Source organism: Clostridium sp. CTA-5, from assembly GCF_054768135.1.
Map to the genome: position 1 here is coordinate 33,875 of NZ_BAAAAT010000012.1, position 23,623 is coordinate 57,497.

Annotated in this window: 23 protein-coding genes; all 23 read left to right on the plus strand. The window is 26.5% G+C overall.

Annotation, left to right across the window (positions count from 1 at the left end; genetic code table 11):
* Positions 1-10 precede the first annotated feature (10 nt).
* The 23 genes from ACYUET_RS16670 (at position 11) to ftsX (ending at position 23,521) form a co-directional block, all read left to right on the plus strand.
* Positions 11-610, plus strand: a complete 600-nt coding sequence (locus tag ACYUET_RS16670) for an acyltransferase (RefSeq protein ID WP_460281495.1) — start codon at positions 11-13, stop codon at positions 608-610.
* Positions 598-1,914: a nucleotide sugar dehydrogenase gene (locus tag ACYUET_RS16675; protein ID WP_460281496.1), complete on the plus strand. Its 1,317-nt coding sequence runs from the start codon at positions 598-600 to the stop codon at positions 1,912-1,914. Before ACYUET_RS16670 ends, ACYUET_RS16675 begins: the two co-directional genes overlap by 13 nt.
* Positions 1,915-2,028: 114 nt before the next feature.
* Positions 2,029-2,169: a hypothetical protein gene (locus tag ACYUET_RS16680; protein WP_460281498.1), complete on the plus strand. Its 141-nt coding sequence runs from the start codon at positions 2,029-2,031 to the stop codon at positions 2,167-2,169.
* 579 nt (positions 2,170-2,748) lie between these two features.
* Positions 2,749-3,936, plus strand: a complete 1,188-nt coding sequence (gene dltD, locus ACYUET_RS16685; protein WP_460281500.1) for a D-alanyl-lipoteichoic acid biosynthesis protein DltD — start codon at positions 2,749-2,751, stop codon at positions 3,934-3,936.
* Positions 3,937-4,011: 75 nt separating this feature from the next.
* Positions 4,012-5,160: a D-alanyl-lipoteichoic acid biosynthesis protein DltB gene (gene dltB / locus ACYUET_RS16690; protein WP_460281502.1), complete on the plus strand. Its 1,149-nt coding sequence runs from the start codon at positions 4,012-4,014 to the stop codon at positions 5,158-5,160.
* A 459-nt stretch (positions 5,161-5,619) separates the two neighbouring features.
* Positions 5,620-6,471 (plus strand): YihY/virulence factor BrkB family protein, encoded by an 852-nt coding sequence (locus ACYUET_RS16695; protein WP_460281504.1) that lies wholly within the window; start codon positions 5,620-5,622, stop codon positions 6,469-6,471.
* Positions 6,472-6,543: 72 nt separating this feature from the next.
* Positions 6,544-6,900 (plus strand): single-stranded DNA-binding protein, encoded by a 357-nt coding sequence (locus ACYUET_RS16700; protein WP_460281506.1) that lies wholly within the window; start codon positions 6,544-6,546, stop codon positions 6,898-6,900.
* 938 nt (positions 6,901-7,838) lie between these two features.
* On the plus strand, positions 7,839-8,162 hold the full coding sequence (locus tag ACYUET_RS16705; protein WP_460281508.1) for a DUF6514 family protein: 324 nt from the start codon (positions 7,839-7,841) through the stop codon (positions 8,160-8,162).
* Between the two features lie 276 nt (positions 8,163-8,438).
* Entirely contained in the window at positions 8,439-8,810 is a 372-nt protein-coding gene (gene acpS, locus ACYUET_RS16710; RefSeq protein ID WP_460281510.1) for a holo-ACP synthase, read from the plus strand.
* Position 8,811: 1 nt separating this feature from the next.
* Positions 8,812-10,308 carry an NAD(P)H-hydrate dehydratase gene (locus ACYUET_RS16715; protein WP_460281512.1) on the plus strand — a complete coding sequence of 499 codons (1,497 nt, stop codon included), beginning with the start codon at positions 8,812-8,814 and terminating at the stop codon, positions 10,306-10,308.
* A 62-nt stretch (positions 10,309-10,370) separates the two neighbouring features.
* Positions 10,371-11,000 carry a germination lipoprotein GerS-related protein gene (locus tag ACYUET_RS16720; RefSeq protein WP_460281514.1) on the plus strand — a complete coding sequence of 210 codons (630 nt, stop codon included), beginning with the start codon at positions 10,371-10,373 and terminating at the stop codon, positions 10,998-11,000.
* A gap of 679 nt (positions 11,001-11,679) precedes the next feature.
* Positions 11,680-11,922 carry a hypothetical protein gene (locus tag ACYUET_RS16725; protein WP_460281515.1) on the plus strand — a complete coding sequence of 81 codons (243 nt, stop codon included), beginning with the start codon at positions 11,680-11,682 and terminating at the stop codon, positions 11,920-11,922.
* An 8-nt stretch (positions 11,923-11,930) separates the two neighbouring features.
* A complete protein-coding gene (locus ACYUET_RS16730; protein WP_308462465.1) occupies positions 11,931-12,284 on the plus strand; it encodes a type II toxin-antitoxin system PemK/MazF family toxin in 354 nt (117 codons plus the stop codon).
* Between the two features lie 215 nt (positions 12,285-12,499).
* Positions 12,500-15,172 carry a sigma-54-dependent transcriptional regulator gene (locus ACYUET_RS16735; RefSeq protein ID WP_460281517.1) on the plus strand — a complete coding sequence of 891 codons (2,673 nt, stop codon included), beginning with the start codon at positions 12,500-12,502 and terminating at the stop codon, positions 15,170-15,172.
* A 437-nt stretch (positions 15,173-15,609) separates the two neighbouring features.
* Entirely contained in the window at positions 15,610-16,035 is a 426-nt protein-coding gene (locus tag ACYUET_RS16740; RefSeq protein WP_460281519.1) for a PTS sugar transporter subunit IIA, read from the plus strand.
* Positions 16,036-16,051: 16 nt separating this feature from the next.
* The gene (locus tag ACYUET_RS16745; protein ID WP_460281521.1) at positions 16,052-16,522 is read left to right on the plus strand and encodes a PTS system mannose/fructose/N-acetylgalactosamine-transporter subunit IIB; all 471 of its coding nucleotides are present in this window, start codon (positions 16,052-16,054) and stop codon (positions 16,520-16,522) included.
* Between the two features lie 105 nt (positions 16,523-16,627).
* Positions 16,628-17,386, plus strand: coding sequence for a PTS mannose/fructose/sorbose/N-acetylgalactosamine transporter subunit IIC (locus ACYUET_RS16750; RefSeq protein WP_460281522.1), 759 nt, complete (start codon positions 16,628-16,630; stop codon positions 17,384-17,386).
* A 26-nt stretch (positions 17,387-17,412) separates the two neighbouring features.
* Complete coding sequence (locus ACYUET_RS16755) at positions 17,413-18,270, plus strand: PTS system mannose/fructose/sorbose family transporter subunit IID (protein WP_460281524.1); 858 nt, start codon at positions 17,413-17,415, stop codon at positions 18,268-18,270.
* 632 nt (positions 18,271-18,902) lie between these two features.
* Positions 18,903-19,727, plus strand: a complete 825-nt coding sequence (locus ACYUET_RS16760) for a transketolase (protein WP_460281526.1) — start codon at positions 18,903-18,905, stop codon at positions 19,725-19,727.
* Complete coding sequence (locus tag ACYUET_RS16765) at positions 19,727-20,671, plus strand: transketolase family protein (protein WP_460281527.1); 945 nt, start codon at positions 19,727-19,729, stop codon at positions 20,669-20,671. Before ACYUET_RS16760 ends, ACYUET_RS16765 begins: the two co-directional genes overlap by 1 nt.
* Positions 20,672-20,988: 317 nt before the next feature.
* Entirely contained in the window at positions 20,989-21,837 is an 849-nt protein-coding gene (locus tag ACYUET_RS16770) for a YitT family protein (RefSeq protein WP_460281529.1), read from the plus strand.
* A gap of 117 nt (positions 21,838-21,954) precedes the next feature.
* On the plus strand, positions 21,955-22,641 hold the full coding sequence (gene ftsE / locus ACYUET_RS16775; RefSeq protein WP_460281531.1) for a cell division ATP-binding protein FtsE: 687 nt from the start codon (positions 21,955-21,957) through the stop codon (positions 22,639-22,641).
* Positions 22,631-23,521, plus strand: a complete 891-nt coding sequence (ftsX, locus tag ACYUET_RS16780; RefSeq protein ID WP_460281533.1) for a permease-like cell division protein FtsX — start codon at positions 22,631-22,633, stop codon at positions 23,519-23,521. The genes ftsE and ftsX overlap by 11 nt, the downstream gene beginning before the upstream one ends.
* The last annotated feature ends 102 nt before the right edge of the window (positions 23,522-23,623 follow it).

Genomic DNA, 23,623 nt, shown 5'->3' on the forward strand with positions numbered 1-23,623 from the left:
GGGATAAGTTATGGAAAATAAATATTTTGTACATGAATCTAGTTATGTAGATGATAATGTTCAAATAGGAGAAGGTACAAAGATATGGCATTTTTCCCATGTTATGAGTAATTGTTTCATAGGGGAAAAGTGTAATATAGGACAGAATGTAGTAATATCACCAGGGGTAAAATTAGGAAAAGGAGTAAAAATACAAAATAATGTATCTGTTTATACAGGTGTTATTTGCGAAGATGATGTATTTTTAGGACCATCTTGTGTTTTTACTAATGTAGTAAACCCAAGAAGTTTTATTGAAAGAAAAAGCGAATATAGAGAAACTATAATAGGTAAGGGTGCATCAATTGGCGCAAATGTAACAATTGTATGTGGTCATAATATAGGAAAATATGCTTTAATTGGAGCTGGAGCAGTAGTTACTAAACATATACCTGATTACGCATTAGTAGTTGGAAATCCAGGAAGAGTTACAGGGTATGTTTGTAAATGTGGAGAAAAGTTAAATTTTAATGATAATAAAGCAGTATGCACTAGTTGTCAGAGTGAATATATTAAATCTGATGAAAAAGTAGAGTGTGTAAACTTAGGAGGTACAAAATGTCAATGTTAAAGCAACAATTATTAGAAAAAATAAATAATAAGACTGCTAAAGTTGGTGTAGTTGGACTTGGATATGTTGGATTACCATTAGCAGTAGAAAAAGCAAGTGCTGGATATGAGACTATCGGATTTGACGTTCAAGATCAAAAAGTTCAAATGGTTAATGAAGGAAATAATTACATAGGTGATGTAGTAGATGAAAAGTTAAAGATGTTAGTAGATCAAAAAGTTTTAAGAGCTACTACTGATTTTAGCTTTGTAAAAGATGTAGATACTATTTGTATTTGTGTACCTACTCCTCTTGATTTATACAAACAACCAGATTTATCATATGTTGTAGAATCAACTAAAAGCGTAGCAAAATATATGCATAGAGGTATGTTGATAGTTCTTGAAAGTACTACTTATCCAGGTACTACAGAAGAGGTTTTAAGACCTATTTTAGAAGAAAGTGGATTAAAATGTGGAGAAGACTTTTTCTTAGCATTTTCACCAGAAAGAGTTGACCCAGGTAATAAGGACTTTAATACAAAGAATACTCCAAAAGTTGTTGGAGGATGTAGCGAAGATTGTACTGAAGTTGCAGCTGCATTATATAGAAATATTTTAGAAGGTGAAATTCATACAGTATCATCACCAGCTGTAGCTGAAATGGAAAAGATACTAGAAAATACCTTCAGAAATATAAATATAGGATTAGCTAATGAAATGGCTATATTATGTAACAGAATGGGAATTGATGTTTGGGAAGTTATAGATGCAGCTAAAACTAAACCATATGGATTTATGCCATTTTACCCAGGACCAGGACTTGGTGGTCACTGTATACCACTAGACCCATTTTACTTAGAATGGAAAGCTAAAGAGTATGACTACCATACTAGATTAATAGAAACTTCAGGTGAAATAAATGATTCAATGCCTGAATTTGTATTAGACAATGTAATGAAGATCTTAAATAAGCATAAAAAAGCACTTAATGGAGCTAAAGTCCTTATTTTAGGAGTGGCATACAAAAATGATATTGATGATTACAGAGAATCACCAGCATTTAAAGTAATAGAATTATTAGAAAAGAATGGTGCTGATATCATAGTTAATGATCCATATTGTGAAGTATCTAAGTACAAAGATAAAGTATACAATTCTGTAGATTGGTCTGAAGTTATAGATGATAGTGATATTGTTGTTGTAACAACAAATCATAGCTGTTATGATTATGAAGAAATAGTAAGTAGAGCTAAAGTTGTATATGATACAAGAAATGCTACTAAGAATGTAGTTAATAATAGAGAAAAGATATATAAATTATAGAATGCATTAAGTCTTAAATAGGCAAAAGATAATATTAAATTATTTTTTGCCTTTGATATTTATGAATTAGATTATGTTTTAAAATATAGTTATAAATTTATGGGGTGCAGGTAGATGAAAAATATAATTAATAGTGTATTAATAAATAAAGATTTAAGAAGAGGGGCTGTACTTACATTGGTACTAGTACTTGCATTAACAGCTTTCTTCTTTTATTCTGAATCAGATTTACCATTTGTATATAGTCAGTTTTAGGCATCGTAAAATAAATAACTAATTAAGATACCTTAATTGGGTATATATTTCAAAGTAAAAATGAACTTAAATAAATGCAACTAAAAATCCATTTGTTTAAGTTTATTTTTGTTACTGGAACTTATATAAATAAGTTATTTATTAAAAATATAGCTATATTTAAAAACATTAACATTTATTTAGAATATAGATTAAACTTAAATAATGAAAACTATATTGTATATCATAAGTTATAACTATAAATTAAACATGGTATATAAGTTTAAATAAATTTTAGTCGATAAATATATATAGAGGTTCTAATTAAGTTATTACATTTATAATATTTTCTATAAAAATTATATAAAATATTATCTTTAATTAATAATATCAAGTTAGAAGCATATATATAATAAATTTTTTATATAATTATTATTATATTCTTAGGAATTTTTTAAAATTATATTAAAATGTATAAGTATGTAACTTTAATATATTGACATTATTAAAAATCAGGAATATTATAGCAATAGCTATTTATAAGATGCCTATATATTAATGAACAAATATATAAATTTAATAACAAGAGGTCGTTATAGAATGAAGAAAATATTCAGTATTTTAATTCCTATAGTATTTGCAATTGTATTTACAATAGTAATTGATAAATCATTAGATAAAAAGATAGACACGCTATGCAAAACAAAAGATATTTCATTAGTTGGTAAAGCTTATGGTGATGCGGTTAAAGATAAAAGTGCTATTATTAAAGACTTATTGTCAGCTAAAGGAGATTTGTTTTTAATTGGATCATCAGAACTAGGAATAGATGTAGCGCAAAATCCTATGAATTTGTTTCCTATTAAAGGAGGCGGATACGACGTAAGTTGTTTTGGAAGACCATATACACAGGATTTACAACAAGCTACATATTTAGGATCAGGTAATTTACAAGCAAATCAAAAAGTAGCATTTATATCATCAATTCAATGGTTTGAAGATGAAAATGCTATAGCACCTTGTAATTTTGCAGTGAATTTTTCAGATATTCAGTTTTATAAATTTTTGAAAAATCCAAAAATAAGTGATGAAAATAAACAATATTATGCGGGAAGAATTTCAACTTTATTAACAAAAGCTAAGAAAAATCCTGCAGAAGCATTTTATGCTAAATTATACTATAATCCAACTCCGACAAAGAAAGTATTAAAGTTAATATTTGAACCCTATTACAAAACTAAACAGTATTTATTAAATATAAAAGATAAGGCATTAATATATAAAAAGCTTAAAAGTTTACCGGATGGAACGCCCCCAAATGGGTATACAATAGATTGGGCAGCTGAATCTGCTAAAGCTCAAGATGAGATTAATAAAACTGTGAGTACCAACGAATTTCATATAAGTGATAAGTGGTATAATAAGAATTTAAAAAAAGAGTTAGACAATCTTAAGCTTCAATCAAAGGATGAGGATCCTGTAAATTCAAAAGAAATAGATGATTATAAATTTTTCTTAAGTGTGTGTAAAGAACTTAATATAAAACCATATGTAATAATTATGCCAGTTAATGGATGGTTTTATGATTATACAGGTCTTACAAAAGATAAAAGATATCAATTTTATGATAAAGTTAAAGAATTGGCTGAAAGTTATAATTTAGAAGTTCTTGATTTAAGAGAACATGAATATGAAAAAGGATTTTTAATAGATCCAAAACATTTGGGAAAAACAGGTTGGTTAAAAGTAAGTGAAAATATTTTTAATTACTTTAATAAAAAACAATAAGTTATATATTAATATTATTTTAAAACATAGCTAAACAATTAAATTATAATTTAATAGAAAAGTGGAGAAAAACAAATGGTATTAGTTCAATATGGAGATTATTTTTATTTATATGTATTAATTATTTCGTTAATACCTGCTATTTTGTTAGGTATATTTGAAAAGCCTATAAAATATTATGGTTTTATATTATCAGTATTAATGGTAATTGCTATAATGGGAATAGGTAAATTATTTCCTTTATTTTTATTAGGGGAAATTGTTTTAATTAAGGCATATTCAATAATAAGAAAAAAAACAGATAATAGATATATATACTTTATAGCTTTATTTTGTTCAATGTTACCTTTGATTATTTGTAAGTTAAGTGGATTAACTAATGGTATTAATCTAGGTTTTTTAGGACTATCATATCTTAACTTTAAAGCAATACAAATGATCATAGAAATATATGATGGAGCTATAGAAGAGATTAACCTTTTTAAAATATTATATTTCTTTTTATTCTTTCCAACTTTAAGTTCAGGTCCTGTAGATAGATCAAGAAGATTTGAAAAAGATTTACAAACTAAAATAAGTAGAGAAGAATATTTAAATTCTTATTTATTACCAGGAATTAAATATATAATACAAGGAATATTATATAAATTTATTATTGCATCTATTATTAGTTCATTATGGATGAATAAAATTTCTACTGATATAACTTTTTTAAATTCTTTAAATTATATGTATGCTTATAGTTTATATCTATTTTTTGATTTTGCAGGATACAGTAATTTTGCAATTGGAACAGGTTATATTTTAGGAATAAAGGTACCAATAAACTTTAATAAGCCTTTTATTAGTAAGGATATGAAAGAATTTTGGAATAGATGGCATATATCATTATCAAAGTGGTTCGGAGATTACATATATTCAAGATTTGTTCTAAACAGTATGAGAAAGAAAAGATTTAAAAATAGAATAATAGCTTCTCATTTTGGACAAATATTAACAATGCTTGTAATGGGATTTTGGCATGGGATAACATGGTACTATATTATATATGGACTTTATCAAGGAATTGCATTAGTTCTTACTGATATATATCAACGTAAATCTAAATTTTATAAATCTCATAAAAAAGAAAAGTGGTTCCAATATACTCAAATATTAATAACTTTCCATATAGCATGTTTTGGATTATTAATATTTTCAGGATATTTATTTGGGAAATCTTAATAATATAAGGCACATTCAAAAAATAATAAACCAGTATGCTCGTCTATTTTGTGTGATACTGCGTCAGCAAATTTAGCTAATAGATCGCTATTAACTAAATTTATTTCCTTGTCTAACACAAAATATACAACGCATCTTTGATCTATTATTTTGTTTCATGTGCCTAAAATAGTAAAATGAAGTGCTTTTGCACTTCATTTTTATTATGCGTATTTTATAATAATATTTAATTTATAAAGTTTTTTCAATATGAAAATACCCAGAAACATTAATATGATGTCCAATTTTTTTCTATATAAAATTAAATATGTAAATAATTCACATGAAAAAGTAAGTTTGTAAAATAGAATTTAGAATGTTATATTAGCTTTGAAAAATTTTTTAATATATAATGTATAAATATTATGTATAAATCATAATTCTATAAATATGAATTAAACAACAGGGAATGGTGATTAAATGGCTAATAAAAAATTTAACATAAGAAGAAAACTAAATTTATTAATACACTTAATTGTAAAGATTAATAATGATGATATATTTGCTTTAGCATCACAATTGGCATATTATTTATTATTATCATTTTTCCCATTTATAATTTTCTTAATAACATTAATGGGATTTAGTAATATAAATTCAGTTCAAGTATTAGATGGAATAAGTGCTGTAGTTCCTAGTGCAATTTATGATTTAACATCTTCAATAATAATAGAGATTTTTGATCAGCAACATGCAGGCTTATTACAAGTTTCTATTTTATTGGCTATATGGAGTGCATCATCAGGATTTAGAGCAGTAATTAAAGGTGTAAATAAGGCATACAACTTTAAGGAAAGCCGATCATATATTAAAAGAGCTATAATTTCCATGACAAGTATAGTATCTTTAGCAATAACAATTATATTAGCATTAGCTATGTTAGTATTTGGTAATGTAATTGAAAATTATCTTTCTACTATTATACCATTTGAAAAAGTTGTAATAGTAATTTGGAATTTATTTAGATATGCTGTCATTATTATAATAATGGTATTTATATTTGCTACTATATATGTATTTGCACCAGCAAAAAAGTTGAGGTGGAAAACAGCAATGCCAGGGGCTATCTTTAGTACTATAGGTTGGATTATAACATCATATGGCTTTTCATTTTATATAGATAATTTTAGTAATTATTCTAGGTTTTATGGTAGTTTAGGTGCTGTATTTGTACTAATGACATGGTTATTTTTAATATCTATGATTTTTATTTTAGGGGTAGAGATAAATTGCGTATTAGATGAAAGAAGGAATAGAGAAATATTAATGTAATAATATAAACAATGAATAGAAAGTCACTAATTGGATATACTCCTAAAGGAAATATTCAGGAGGTGCAAGATAATGAATAAAATAATATTAGTAGGAAGATTTATTAAAGACCCTGAACTTATGTATACTGAAAGAGATAATAAAGCATATACTAAGTTTATAATTGCAGTCGATAGAACTTTTAAAAGTTTAGATGGAACTAGAAAAGCTGATTTGATACCTGTAATAGTCTGGGGTAAGAAAGCTGAAGTTATATGCAAGTACATGAAAAAAGGAAGTAGTATAAGTATAAGTGGAAGATTAAGAACAGGAAGTTATGAAGATAAAGATGGAAAGAAGAAATATATAGCAGAAGTTATAGGAGAAGATTTGAAATTCTTAGGAGATAGAAGATCAGAACATTCTGATAAAGAAAATTTAAATTCTTAAATTTTCTTTGATATATTATGAGTTAAGGTAAGTATATAAAAATATTTTTATATAGTCTTATATTTATGCTATGTTTTAAGTTAATATTAATATTTTGATTATTTAAAGTAAATTTATCTTAAATATCAAAATTATACTTAAATATAAATGCTTTTTAAAACATAGTATATTTATTTTAATATACTATGTTTATATTAAGTTAGTAATATATTAAGATAAAAAATTATATATAAATTCTAATAAAGTTTGTTTATTAATATAAATTTTAGAATATAACTCACCAGTATAGTGAGAAACTTATATAGAAAATTTATGATATAAGCTTGTAACTAGATATTGTTAATTGAAGACATAATTTTCTATAAAAATTATATAAAAGATTATAAATGTATTAACTTAATTAGAAGATATATATTAAAGAAAATTTAAGTATAATTGTTAAAAGAAATAATTCTAAAAAAATTGGGATATAATTCTAAATATATATTTAAAGAATTTATAAGGGTTTTATAAAACATTATTGATTTTAATAAATTTTATTGTAATTTTTAGAGATTAAATAGCAATTTTTTTATAAATAGTTCGATTTAAAATATTACAGTTATTGAAATATTAGCTATATGTGTTATAATATATGTAAACGATAATCAAAACGTTTTTCAATTATGGTTATAAAAAAGATTTATAGGGTTTAAATGGGAAAAAGAAAAGGAGCTAAGGCTCTTTTTTTTATTTTTAGGAAAAAAATTTTCGACAAATAGTACATATATAAACTTAATATGACTTAAATATGTAAAGTAAATATCAACTTACAAAATTTATTGTCAATAAAAAAATTTTAAATTAGTCAGTTGAAGGACATGCTTTGACATTTTATAAAAGTTTATTGTGGTAATATTTATTTATGGCATAAATCAGGAAAGGTGTGGTGATTATTTATGGAAATAGTAGAAGAGTATACATCTATAAATGAAAATAGTAACTATAAATATAAATATAGGCTTACTAAATCAATTTATAGAGGAATAATAGGATATGGAATAGAAATACAAAGTCAAAATCCTATTAAAGATGATGATACCGATTACCAAAGTGATGGAGTTGAATTAGTTTCTATTCATAGACATAAGGTTAAAAAAATACTTATGAAACTATACAATAATGAAGTTTCACCAATTCATCTAATAGATATAATAGGAGAATATGTTGATGAGCATGTGTATGAATTTGATATAGGAAAACAAAGTGAATTAATAAATTGACAGAAATTATTAAGTGTCAATTGAATATATATGTTCTAATTAAGTTAATACATTTATAATCTTTTATTTAATTTTTATAGAAAATTATATCTTTAATTAACAATATCTACTTAGAATCATATATATCATAAATTTTCTATATAAGATCCTCACTATAGTAATTAAATCATAATATTTATAAGTGTTCTAAAATTTATATTAATGAACAAATTTTAATGGAGCTTATATATTTAATTTATTATATAGTAAAATAATATTACAGAAAGGGGTAATATTATGATTATTGGAATTGGCACTGATATAGTAGAAATTCATAGAATAAAAAAGATTGTTGAAAGTAATCCTAACTTTCTTAAACGTTTCTTTACATTAAATGAGATTAAATATTTTGAAACAAAAGGATTAAATGCAAATAGTATTGCAGGTAATTTTGCTGGTAAAGAAGCAGTAAGTAAAGCATTAGGGACTGGTTTTAGGGGGTTTGGGTTAAAAGATATAGAAATTTTAAGAGATGATTTAGGAAAACCTGTTGTAAAGCTAAGTGAAAAAATATATGAGTTATTTAAAGTTAAAAATTCTAATATTTTTATAAGTATATCTCATAGTGATAAAGATGCTATTGCATATGTAGTATTGGAGGTGCTATAACATGGAGATTTTTCTATCAAAACAATGTAAAGAAATTGATAGAATTACGATTGAAAATATAGGGATCCCAAGTATTGTTCTGATGGAAAATGCTGCTAGATCAGTGTGCGAAGAAATAAGAGATAAAGGGGAAAGTTTCTTTATTTTTTGTGGTCATGGAAATAATGGAGGAGATGGACTAGCTATTGCAAGGCATCTAATAAGTACAGGAAAAGATGTGAAAGTTGGGATAATCGGAGTAAGTGAGAAATATACAGATGACTTTATGATTAATTTAAATATATTAAACAATATAGGTAATGTGGATATTATAAAAATTAATAAAGAAGAAGATATAGGCAAAGAATTAATTGATAAAATAAAACATTATAATGTAATAGTTGATTGTATATTTGGAGTAGGTTTAAATAGAAAATTAACAGGGGTTTTTGAACTATTAATAAAGAAGATTAATGAAAATTCCAAATTAATTGTATCTGTAGATGTACCTTCAGGGTTAAATTGTGATTCGGGATTAGAAGAAGGTATTGCTATAAATGCAGATTTTACCTATACATTTGAAGTTTTAAAAGAAGGTTTTCTTAATTATAATGCTATAAAATACTTAGGTGAAGTTAAAGTTTTAAAAATAGGAATTCCTGATATTGTAAAGAAAGAAAATAGCAATAATCTTTACATATTAAATAAAAAGGAATATAGGGATTTAGTACCTAAAAGAAAAATATATGGTCATAAAGGGAATTATGGCAGAGCTGTAATTATTGCAGGGAGTGTTGGATTTACAGGAGCAGCTTTTATAACAACTGAATGTGCTGTTAGAGCAGGATGTGGTTTAACAACATTAGTATGTCCAGAGGAAATTCAACCAATATTATCTGAAAAATTAATAGAAGCTATGACCTTGAGTATAGAGAGTGATAAATTAGATGAATTATTAAAAAATGCAGATGTTATTGCAATGGGGCCAGGTTTAGGTATAGGTGAAAGACAAGAAAAATTAATAGAGAAGATAATAACTAATACTACGTGTCCTATAGTATTTGATGCTGATGCCATAACATTATTAGGAAAAAATAAATCTCTTATGAAATATTTAAGTGGAAGATTAATTATGACTCCACATCCAGGAGAATTAGCAAGATTTATGAATATAACAATTAGTGAGGTTGAAAATAATAGAATAAAAATAGCTAAAAAGCTTTCAAAAGAGTATAATAGTATTATACTATTAAAGGGTTATAATACAGTAATTTCCAATGGAGCAGATACTTATATAAATCCAACTGGAAACAGCAAAATGGCTTCAGGTGGAATGGGAGACGCACTTACTGGAATAATAACAGCATTAGTTTCTCAAGGAATGCAATTAGATAAGGCTAGTTTATTAGGTGCATATATACATGGAGCTATAGCAGAAGACTTATCTAAAACTTCATATATAATTAATGCTCGTGATATTATAGAAAATTTACCGTTAAAAATTAATAGTTTAATTTAAGAATAAAACTCTAAAGATTGTCATAATAGTATTAATGTACTAATAAATCTTTGGAGGACTATATGAAAATAAAGAAATTTTCAATAAAGAAAAATTTAATTGTTCTAATTTTATTATCTATTCCAGTTATCACTATTTCTTCAATTGTTTTAGTCAGATATATTTTATGCCCAACTAATCAAGAAATAATAAATAATTTAAAAGAAACAAAGTCATATAGTACTGGGGTTGAATATATTTTTAAGAATTCTAGAGGAGAATTTAAAGAAGAAACTACTCAATATTATAAAAAGGATAAAGGGTTAAGAATAGAATTTGGACAAGAAAAAAATCATATAAAAGTTTATAATGCAGGAGAAATACATGTTAAATCACAAGAAGGGGATGAATTTATCCTTGATAATGATATAGATGTTGTTTATCCGTTAGCATTAATAGATAATATATTATCAAATAAGCTATCAGAAGATATAAAAGAGGGCACTAAGGAATGGGGTGATGGAAACTATTTAGAGGTTAATTTAGAATATAACCTTAATAATAAACATTTTAATAAAGGAAAGTTTTACATTGATAAAAAGACAAAATCTCCAATATTATTAAAGATATTTGATGATAAAGGAAAGGAAAGAATTACAATAATATATAAGGATTTTAAAATAGAGAAGAATCTAAGCGATGAACTATTTTAAATGTTATTTATATATATTCTAATTAAGTTAATACATTTATAATCTTTTATATAATTTTTATAGAAAGTTATATCTTTGATTAACAATATCAACTTAGAATCATATATATCATAAATTTTCTATATAAGTTCCTCACTATACTGGTAAGTAAGATTATTTATAAATATTCTAAGATGTGTATTAATGAACAAACTTTATTGGAACTTATATATTTACATATGATGAAAAAGACTAAAATAGTTTGAGCAATGATTTAAAATTTTATCTATAGTTTTATTTAAGATAACGTTTAAATCAAGTGATGCAAATAGACAAGCTTATGCTCAAGATGCAAATTATATTGCACCTACTATATTTAAATCTTTAATTATAAGTAAAAAATAAATTATTAGGCCATGATTAACATTAAAAAATAGTATAGAACAACCAGAGAACACCTAAAGATACATATAACAATCATGGATGAAAATCCATTAAAAATAAAATCTTATGATTATTATTTGTTAAAATAATAGACTATAAAATGAGCTAATACTGAATTAGATTAAGCTTTAAAAAGCCATAATACAAAAAAATATATATAATATTACCGAAAAAGGACAAAAGCTTTGACATATTGACATAATTTGCAATATAATAAGTATATACATAGGACGTTTATTACTATGGAGGCGAAATTATGTCGTGTTTTGAAAGTAAAAAAATAAATAATAAAAAAGAAATTAAAAATGAAAAAAGTAGTGAATTTATAGACGATTCAGTAATAGTATATATTGATAAGGAAAATTCAGCGGATTTTGAAAACTGGATGATAAATGGTTATAAAGAAATGGCTGAAATTAATTTAGAACTTTCTATGGTTGGGTTTGAAAAGCTATTAAATGATTTTAATGAGTATGAGGCATGGCTTTGCGGAGTGTGATTATTTAAATGGCAACTATGGTAGTAAAAAGAGGAGATATATTTTATGCAGATTTAAGTCCTGTTATAGGGTCAGAACAAGGGGGGATACGTCCCGTCATTATAATACAAAATGATATAGGAAATAGATATAGTCCTACAGTTATTGTGGCAGCAATAACATCTCAAATTAATAAAGCGAAATTACCAACTCATGTTGAAATTTCGTCAGAAGAGTATGGGTTAAATAGAGATTCAGTTGTATTATTAGAACAAATAAGAACTTTAGATAAAAGAAGACTAAAAGAGAAAATAGGACATATGACAGATGTTGATATGAAAAAGGTTGATAAATCATTAGCTTTAAGTCTGAATTTAACTTAAAAAAGGATAGAGACAATCTATCCTTTTAATAATATTCAAATAGTATAAACTGAGACACTTTCTATAGTAAAATGGGATAAACTAGGGGAAGTGTCTTTTATTATAGAATAAATCTGCTATAGATGGGGGGGATTCCTTTTATTCAAAACTGAGAAAACGTTATCTAATAATTTATATTATTTAGATATAAATTATAGTAAAAAGGAGATGTAGCAGTGTTTGATAATTATGGACCAAAGAATAAATTAAATAGAAAAGAACGTGTATATGAAAAATTACAAAACCTTACCAGAACAATAGATTTTGATAAAGTTTTAGAAGAAAAGATAGGATTTGAAGCTAGTTATATTGCTAAAGAGTTAAGCATATCTAGAAATAATGTAAGTAAGGAGTTAAATTGTCTTGTAACTGAAGGAATGGCAGTTAAAATTCAGGGTAAGCCTGTATTATATATGGATAAGATTTGTTTGGAATTAAAGTTTGGTATAACTATAAGAGAAGCAGTAATAACTCAATATAGTGATTTGCACAAAATGTTAATAAAAGAAGTGAACATAAAGGAAAACAAAGAAAATAAAGATATAAAAAGTAATGAAGAATTGGAAAAAAACAAGGAGAAAATTTCTAATTATAAAAAAACTATATTTAAAAGTATAATTGGTAGCGAAGATTCATTAAAATCGCAAATTAAACAAGCAAAAGCAACCATACTATACCCACCTAATGGATTACATACACTATTAATAGGTCCAACGGGTGTTGGAAAAACTACTTTTGCTGAAGCTATGTACATATATGCAATAGAAGCAGGAAAACTTACAAAGAATTCTCCATATATCATATTCAATTGTGCTGATTATGCAGAAAATTCTCAGCTTTTACTGTCACATTTATTTGGACATGTAAAAGGTGCATTTACTGGGGCAAGCTCTGAAAAAAAAGGATTAGTAGATCAGGCTGATGGAGGAATATTATTCTTAGATGAAGTACATCGTTTATCGCCAGAAGGACAGGAAATGCTATTTTCATTAATGGACAGAGGAAGCTATAGAAGATTAGGGGAATCCGAAAATACACGAAAAGCTAACATACTATTTATAGCAGCTACAACAGAAGACCCAAAATCATCTATTTTAGGGACATTTTTAAGAAGAATTCCAGTAACAATTAGTCTTCCAAGTTTAGGTGATCGTTCTTTAAAAGAGCGTATGGAACTTATTTGTCAATTTTTTAAAAACGAGTCTATAAAAATTAAGGCTCCATTAAAGGTATCAAAAGAAGTATTAAAAGTATTATTACTTTACAAATGTCCAGGTAATATAGGACAGTTAAAGAATGATATTCAACTTATTTGTGCAAATGCATTTGTCGAATATATTACAGAAGAACATGAATGTGTTTATGTAAAGTTATCTCAACTTTCTCAGAAATTTAAAGAAGGGCTATTTGCAATTGAAGATAAAAGACAAGAATTAAGTAAATATTTCAATTTAAACGATTTCGAGTCAATAACATTTAATGGTTTAAGTGAAGAATTAGAAGATAATTTAAATAGTTTATTAGTTTATGAAAATAATAATACAGAAGAAGATTTTTATGATTTAATGTTACAAAAAGCTCAAAAATTCTATGCAGATGGATTATCTATAAAACAAATTAGGGAAAATATAGTTAATCAGATTCAATATAGATTTAATAATTCATCATCTATAGAAAAATCTGAAGATTTAAGACTGGATAAAGAAGTATTATCAAAAATAGTAACGCCTGAAATTGTTGATATTATTAAGGAGTCGTTTATAGAAAATAAAGATTTTTGTATTAATAATATAGATACAAAATTAATATATAGTTTAGCGTTACATGTAGAAACACTTTTGGAAAGATTAAGAACAGGAAATTTAGTTATATATCCAAAATCTGAAGACAATTATAAAAATTATGCTCAAGAATACTATGTTGCATCATTAATAAAATCTAAAATTGAAGATAAATTTTTTGTAAAAATACCTAATGATGAATTAGCATTCATAACTATGTTATTACACTCTGTAAATACTAAAAAAGACCATGGAAATATTCAAGTTTTAGTTATTGCACATGGATATGGAACTGCGACTAATATGGTTGATGTAGCAAAAACACTTTTAGGATATGATTGTTTACATGCATTAGATATGCCTCTAGAAGAAAAGGTTGAGGTTACTTTAGAAAGATCTATTGATATAGCTCGTAAAATAGATAAGGGAAGTGGAATTTTATTATTAGTTGACATGGGCTCTTTAGGTACATTTGGAGATGTAATTACAGAAAAAACAGGAATAGAAACAAGAACAATAAAAATGGTTAGTACACCAATGGTTATTGAAGCTGCAAGAAAAGCTATGACTTCTAACATAAGTATGGATATGTTAGTAAATAATATAGAAAGTGTTAGTTCTTTAATTGGAGGAAGAGTAAAAGTAAATACAGAAAAAATAAATTCAGACAATTTAAGAGTTGGAGCTAACTATGAAAATATAAATTGGAAAAAACACATTATAAAAATACTAGAAGAAGCACTTACATTTTTAAATGTCCAAAAGGCATCAGAAACATTAAATCAAGTTTTAGAAAAGATAGCTCGGGAGTGTAATAATAAAATTGATGATAGTTTGTATATAAAATTTTTATTTCACTGTTCATGTATGATAGAAAGAGTTATAAGAAATGAATCATTACCTTATAAGAAGTTTTTAACAATAAAAACTAGCAAAGGTAAGCTTTTTAATATTGTAAAAAATAATTTTGAATTAGTTGAGGAGATATTTGGAATTTTAATTCCAGATTCAGAATTAGCTTATATAGTAGAAATGCTTGATATTAGCTTTAACATAACAGAAATATAAAGGTTATATTAATCTTATTTTATATTTTAAGGTGGGATTAATTATTAGTATTATAAAAAACAAATCTCAATAACAGTTTGATATTATACTACAATATTAATAATTGTTTAATTTATATTAGAAGAATTGAATACCTTAGACATATAAAAAACTAAATGTGTATTTACATTTAGTTTTTTTTAAATACACGTTAAATACACATTTAATACACATATGATAGTGATAAACAAAAAATATATATAATTGATTATATTTTAATCTTTTAAAATTTTTTTATTAAAAAAGTAATTTATATTTTTTCTTTTAAACATTAAAACTACTGGGTTTAGGGATATATTTGTTATAAAATATCATTTATGAGACACATTATATTAATTATTTGGCAAGGAACTTGCTTAATAAATAAGTATAAGAAAGGCCAAGGAGGTGAAGGCATAATGGTAGGAATTTTATTAGTAACTCATGGAAAATTTTCAGAAGAAATATTAAAGAGTGCAGAACTTATTGTAGGAAAACAAGAGAAAATTTTAACCTTAGGACTTCAACATGGAGATAGTGTTGAGATATTAGGCGATAAGGTTAAAGAATCAATCGAAACTTTAGAAGATGGCGATGGAGTTTTAGTACTAGTAGACCTTATGGGAGGAAGTCCTTACAATGTAGTTGCTCTAAATTCGAGTAAGTTATCAGATATTAATTTTAGATGTATAACAGGTGTTAATTTACCAATGTTACTTGAAGCAATTACAATGAGAGAAATTTATGAATTAGATGATTTAGCTAATCATTGTATTGAAACAGGATTAACAGGAATTAAAGAATTATTTAAGGAAATGGAATTATTACAACAATCAAGTAGGTAAAAAGGAGAGGGTAAATATGTTAAATATAGTTTTAACAAGAATAGATGATAGATTAATACATGGTCAAGTAGCAACAGCTTGGTCTAAAATAACAAAGGCAACTAAAATAATAGTAATAGATGATGCAGTAGCACAAGATTCATTTATGGAAATGGTTTTAAAATCAGCAGCTCCATCTTCAATTAAAGTTGAAATATATGGAGTAAATGATGCGATTAATGCTTTAAATAAAGATGATGATGGAGAAAGAGTAATCGTTTTAGTTAAGACTCCAATGCCTATTCTTACTCTTGTAAAAGCTGGAGTAGGAATAAAAGAATTAAATCTTGGAGGAATGGGCGCAAAACAAGGAAGAAAACAATTCTATAAAAATATTTCAGTTTCAGAAGAAGAAAAAGATGCATTTAAAGAACTTATGGCACTTGGTGTAAATGTTTACGTGCAAATTGTTCCTGATGCAAAGCAAATTTCACTAGATAAACTATAATACAAATACTTAGATTGAATTTATCCTAGATTACGTAGTTAAATAATTTCAATCTCATGTAAACGTATTAATAATAAACTTTAACTATAAATAGGAGGAATAGGTATGAATGTTACAATTTTACAAGCTGTATTAATAGGATTTTTCTATTATATTTCATGGAGTCCATGGTTTACTTATGCAGGATTTTTCACATTTAATAGACCTTTAGTAGCTGGATTTATAACAGGGATAATATTGGGACAACCTCTAGAAGGTGCACTAATAGGAGCAGGTATAAATGTTATTTATTTAGGATTTATATCAGCAGGAGGTGCTCAAATGGGAGACCCTGCTTTTGCAGGATATGTTGGTACTGCACTTGCGTTAATTTCAAATTTAGATATTGAAACTGCAATGGCAATAGCAGTCCCACTTGGTACTATTGCAACAATTCTATGGATAGGAAAGATGACAATTAATTCATTCTTTGTTCACTGGGCAGATAAAGAAGTTGAAAAAGGAAATATTGATGCCGTCGGATTTATAAATGTAATACCACCACAAATAGCACTTTTCTTACTAAGCTTTATACCAGCAGCATTAGTTGTATATTATGGACCCAATGCTGTATCAGGAATGCTAGAAGTTTTAAGTCCTAATGTATTACATGTATTTAATGTAATAGGTGCAATGTTACCAGCATTAGGTATTGCAATGAACTTAAAATTAATAGGAAACTCATTTACAATGCCATTCTTTGTATTAGGAATTATAATGTCAGTTTGCTTTAAACTAGATATAGTTATTATATCAATAGTAGGAATGGTAATCGCATTAACTGTAACTGCTATAAAGAATAGTAATTCTGCTTCTAATGCATAAAAGGAATTTGAGAGGAGGAACTATATATGTCAGAATTAAATGTTATGCCTACAAATAAGCCGGTTGAAGATAATGAAGTTAAAACTTTAAGTAAAAAAGATGTAATAAAATCTTGGATTAGATGGTTTATGTTTGCACAATCAAATTATAATTATGAAAGAATGCAAGCTACATCCTTTGCACATTCAATGTTACCTATAGTAAAGAAGTTATATAAAGATAAAGAGGGTAGAAAATCAGCAGTACAAAGACATTTAGCATTCTTTAATACTGAACCTATTTGTGGATCTGTAATTCACGGTATAACTATAGCTATGGAAGAAGAAAAAGCTAATGGTAAGCCAATAAGTGATGAAGGATTTAATGCTATAAAAACAGGATTAATGGGACCTTTAGCAGGTGTTGGTGATACATTAACACAAGGGATTATTACACCTATTTTACTTGCAATATGTATAGGTATTACTAATACCAAAAATATTGCTGGACCAATAATATTTTTAATATCACAATTTGCTGTAATGGGTGGTATGTCATTTACTCTATGGATGAGTGGGTACAACCTTGGTAAAAAAGCTGTAGAACAAATATTACAAGGTGGGAAAATAAATAGAGTAATTGAAACAGCATCTGTACTTGGTACTCTTGTAATGGGTGGTCTTGTTGGTAGATTTGTTAATTTACAAACTAATATAAGCTTTAAAATGGGAGAAGTTGACTTTAGTTTACAAACAGATCTTTTAGACAAATTAATGCCAGGATTAATTCCTTTTGCCTTGACATTAATTGTATTACAAATGGTAAAAAAAGGAGTTTCTCCAATTAAAATAATGGGTATACTTATAGGAGCTGGCGCAATTTTAGGAGCATTAGGTATATTCTAACTAGGCACATGAAATAAAATAATAAACCAAAGAGGAGTTGTATATTCTGTGTCAGACAAGAAAGCAAATTCAGCTAATAGTGAGCTATTAAGTAAATTTGTTGACGCAGTATGATGCAAAATAGATGAACATACTGGTCTATTATTTTTTGAATATGCCTTAATAAAACCTTAACTTTAAATCCTATTTAAACTAATAACTATTTAACCTATATATAATAAAGAGGCTGTCAACAATACATAAACTATATTTTAAAATAATCTTGATAGTGTAGTATAAATCTCATTGACAGAGGAGTTTACTCTAACACCAATATTTATTTAAAACTTAGTGAATAGAAAATCCTTAAATGTAAAATATATTTTTGAGACAGTCTCTAAGCTGTATATGCCATGAACCATTTATTCATGGCATATATTAATTATTTTTATAATTTTCTAAAACAAAAAAAGTATAGCATATTAATAAATAATGTATACAATAAAAGCAAAAAACGTATACAGAATAAACTAATAAGGTATACAATATAATTATTGATATATACAAACATAAAAAATCGTGATAGAATAAAATTGTTGAAAAAGGAAAAAATATGTTCTAGGTAAGTAATTTAATCATAGGAGGATTGTATTATGAATAATAATAAAGAAAAGCTTCAAGAAATATCAAAGCTTATAAGAAAAGATATAGTATGTATGCTTACTGAATCAGCATCAGGTCATCCAGGTGGTTCGTTATCAGTAACAGATATAATGACAACATTATTTTTTAATGAAATGAATATAGATCCTAAGAATCCAAAGGATCCTAACAGAGATAGATTTGTATTATCAAAGGGGCATGCTGCACCAGCATTATACAGCGCTTTAGCAAGAAGAGGATATTTTGATGTAGAAGAACTAAACACATTAAGAAAGATTGGTTCGAGATTACAAGGACATCCAAATATGAATGATTTACCAGGAATTGATATGTCAACAGGGTCATTAGGACAAGGAATTTCTGCAGCTGTAGGAATGGCATTAGCAGGAAAACTAGATAATAAACAATATAGAGTGTATACAGTATTAGGAGATGGAGAACTTGAAGAGGGTCAAGTTTGGGAAGCATCAATGTCAGCTGCACACTATAAATTAGATAATTTAACAGCGTTTGTAGATTATAATGGTTTACAAATAGATGGGAATATAACAGATGTTATGAATCCATCACCAATCGATAAAAAGTTTGAAGCTTTTGGATGGAATACATTAATTATAGATGGACATAATTATGACGAAATTTTAGAAGCAATTGAAAAAGCTAAGAATACAAAAGGAAAACCAACTGCTATTATATGTAATACAGTAAAAGGAAAAGGCGTTTCATTCATGGAAAATCAAGCAGGATGGCATGGAACTGCTCCTAGCGTAGAACAACGTGATCAAGCATTAAAAGAAATTGGAGGGGAAAACTAATGGGTAATAAAATAGCAACTAGAGAAGCTTATGGTAAGGCATTAGTAAAACTTTCAAACATAAATAAGGATGTTGTAGTACTAGATGCAGATTTATCAAAATCAACTAAAACAGCAGATTTTAAAGCTGTTGCACCAGAAAGATTTATCAATATGGGAATAGCAGAATCAAACATGATGGGGGTTGCAGCAGGACTTTCAACTTGTGGAAAGATTCCTTTTGTTAGCACATTTGCAATGTTTGCAGCAGGTAGAGCTTTTGAACAAATAAGAAACTCAATTTGCTATCCACATTTAAATGTTAAAGTATGTGCAACTCATGCTGGATTAACTGTAGGAGAAGATGGAGCATCTCATCAATCTGTTGAAGATATGTCATTAATGAGAAGTATTCCTAAGATGACAGTTATAAATCCATCAGATGCTGTTGAAACAGAAGCAGCAATTTTAGCAGTTGCTGAATATAATGGTCCTTGTTATGTAAGATTAGGAAGATTAGGCGTAAAAGTTATAAATGATAATAAGGATTATAAATTTGAAATTGGTAAAGGTATTACATTATCTGAAGGTAATGATGTTACTATAATAGCTACAGGAATGATGGTTGAATTAGCTTTAGAAGCTAAAGAAGAATTAGCTAAAGAAGGAATTAATGCTAGAATAATAAACATTCATACAATCAAGCCTATTGATAGAGAATTAATTGTTAAAGCAGCTAAAGAAACTGGAGCAATAGTTACAGCTGAAGAACATAATGTTATTGGCGGATTAGGATCAGCAGTTTCAGAAGTAATAACAGAAGAACTTCCAGTACCAGTATTAAAAGTTGGTATTAATGATACATTTGGAGAAAGTGGTAAACCAAATGAATTATTAGAAGCTTACGGATTAACAACTAAACATATAGTAGAAAAGGCAAAGAAAGCTTTAGAATTAAAAAAATAGTTTAATAATATTTTTTATAAGATAGTAGTATGTACATACTGCTATCTTTTTTTGACCAAAAGTTAAAGCTATAAAATTGTAAATAGATAAAATTATCCCCCTTTTATTTAGAAAATTTAGTGGTTTATCAAAAATAATAAATTGCTATCTTGAATCATTGACACTTTTAAGAAAATAATGGCAAAATATAAGAGGGTTAGTAAATATAAGGAATAATAATAAATAAAAGTGGAAATATAAAGATGTATTTTATTCTTAGTTCCATAATCGTATTGGCTAATTTGCTACAATTATTAATAAAAAGGGGGATATTTAAAGTGAAAAATTTAAGGGAATATGGAATAATAACAATAGGTATAATTTTAGTTGCATTAGGAACAGAATATTTTTTTATACCGAATAATCTTGCAGGCGGGGGAATAACAGGCATAGGAATTATTATAAAAGAATTCTTTCCTAATTTATCTGTAGGTGGAGTGACTTTTGTATTAAATGCTATCTTGCTCGTTTTAGCATTTATGTTTATAAGTGGGGATTTTGGACTTAAAACCATTTATGCCAGTTTGGGGTTATCAATAATTATGTGGTTTATGGAAAAGTTTTTTAATCCAGTGGCAATAACAACTGATTTAATAATAGCAACTATTTTTGGAACTTTAATTTCAGCTTTTGGTATGGCTTTAGTTTTTAATGAAAATTCTTCTACTGGTGGAACAGATATATTAGCTAAAATATTAAATAAGTTTTTTCATATAGATATAGGTAAATCTTTATTAATAGTTGATTTTATAATTACTTTTGTAGCAGCTTTAGTATTTACAATAGATATAGGTTTCTATTCTATGTTAAGTGTTTTAATTCTTGGAATAGTTATAGATAAATTTATAGAAGGATTTAATATTTGTAAGCAAGTTGTAATTATAAGTGAAAAGAATGAGGAAATAAGTAAATATATAATGGATTCTTTAGAAAGAGGATGTACATTTTTAAAGGGAATTGGTGGGTTTAGTGGAAATGATACCACTGTACTTTATGCTGTCTTAAGTAGAAACCAATTTATAAAGTTAAAAAAATTTATAAAATCTATAGATTCTAGGGCATTTATAGCGGTTGGAGAGGTACATGAAGTTTTAGGCGAAGGATTTAAAGACATTCAACAAGAATAAATTATAAGTTTCTTACAATTAAGAAATTTGTATGACATTCAAAACTCTTCTATGATATAATAATTTTGTAAGTTTTACAGATGAATTGTATAATTTTACCTAAAAAGGAGAGTTAACATGATTGAATTTAAAAATATATCGAAAATTTATGATAATAATGTAAAAGCCTTGAGTGATATTAATGTTGAAATAGAAAATGGAGAGTTTGTATTCTTAGTAGGACCAAGTGGTTCAGGTAAATCTACTTTTATAAAAATGCTTTTAAAAGAAGTTGAACCTACAAATGGTAAAATAATTGTTGGTGGAAAAGAATTATCCTCAATTAATAGAAAACAAACTCCTTATTATAGAAGAAAAATAGGTATGGTATTTCAAGATTTTAGATTAATACCAAGTTTAAACGTTTATGAAAATGTTGCATTTGCTATGAGAGTTGTGGAATCTTCTCAAAGAGATATAAGAAGAAGAGTTCCAATGGTACTTTCACTAGTTGGTTTATCTCATAAATATAAAATGTTTCCTAATGAATTATCAGGAGGGGAACAACAGAGGGTATCTTTAGCTAGAGCATTAGTAAATAATCCTTCAGTATTAATTGCTGATGAACCTACTGGTAACTTAGATCCAGAGACAGCAAGAGAAATAATGGAACTGTTAGATGACATAAATAAATCAGGAACTACTGTTTTAATGGCTACTCACGCAAAAGAAATTGTTGATTATATGAAAAAGAGAGTTATAGCTATAGAAAGAGGAGAAATAGTAAGAGACGAAAAGAGAGGTAAGTATAAAGATGAAAATTAATACAATTACATATTTTATAAAAGATGCATTTAAGAGTTTAAAAAGAAATAGAACTATTAGCTTTGCTTCAATACTTACAGTACTTATAACCTTTTTCGTTTTAGGAATATTTATATTGCTTGCAAATAATGTTAACCAAGCTATCAGCACTGTAGAAAATAAGGTAGATATTAAAGTGTTTCTTAAAGATGACATAAAACTTATTGATCAAAGAGAAATTGAAATAAAATTAAGAGAAGTTGAAGGCGTTAAAGAGGTAACATATCAATCAAAAGAAGAAGCATATAAAGCTGTACAACAAACAACAAATGAAAATGAGGGATTATTAAAAGGATATACATTAGAACATAATCCATTTCCAGCAGCATTTGTTGTTAAATTAGAAAAGGCAGAATATGCAAAAAACATAAGTGAAGCTTTAGAAGGCTTTACAGGAGTTGAAAAAATAGATGATCAACAACAAGTGGTTGATGGATTTGTAAAGTTTGTTAAGGGCGTAAATATCGTTGGTGGAGCTTTATTTATAATCTTAGTTGGTGTTTCAATTTTCTTAATAATGAATACAACTAAATTAACAGTTTATTCAAGAAGAAGAGAAGTAGGTATAATGAAATTCGTTGGTGCTACTGACTGGTTTATAAGATGGCCATTTATTATAGAAGGAATGGTAATAGGAGTATTAGGTTCATCGTTAGCATGCGTTGCATTATTTTTTGCATACAAAGGGATATTTGGATGGGTTGCTTCTATGCTAATGTTTATGACACTTGTACCTCCAACATACATATTAAAAGCGATGTTATTAGAGTTTGCATTAGGAGGAATTTTAGTAGGGGGAATTGCTAGTATATCTGCATTAAGAAAATTCTTAGTAGTATAATTTCTGTTAATAAGAATAAAATTAAGTTATATATATAATAATGGACCAAAAGTTCTTAATATATTTTGTATTTGAGTGTAAGTTAGGATAAACTAATAATAT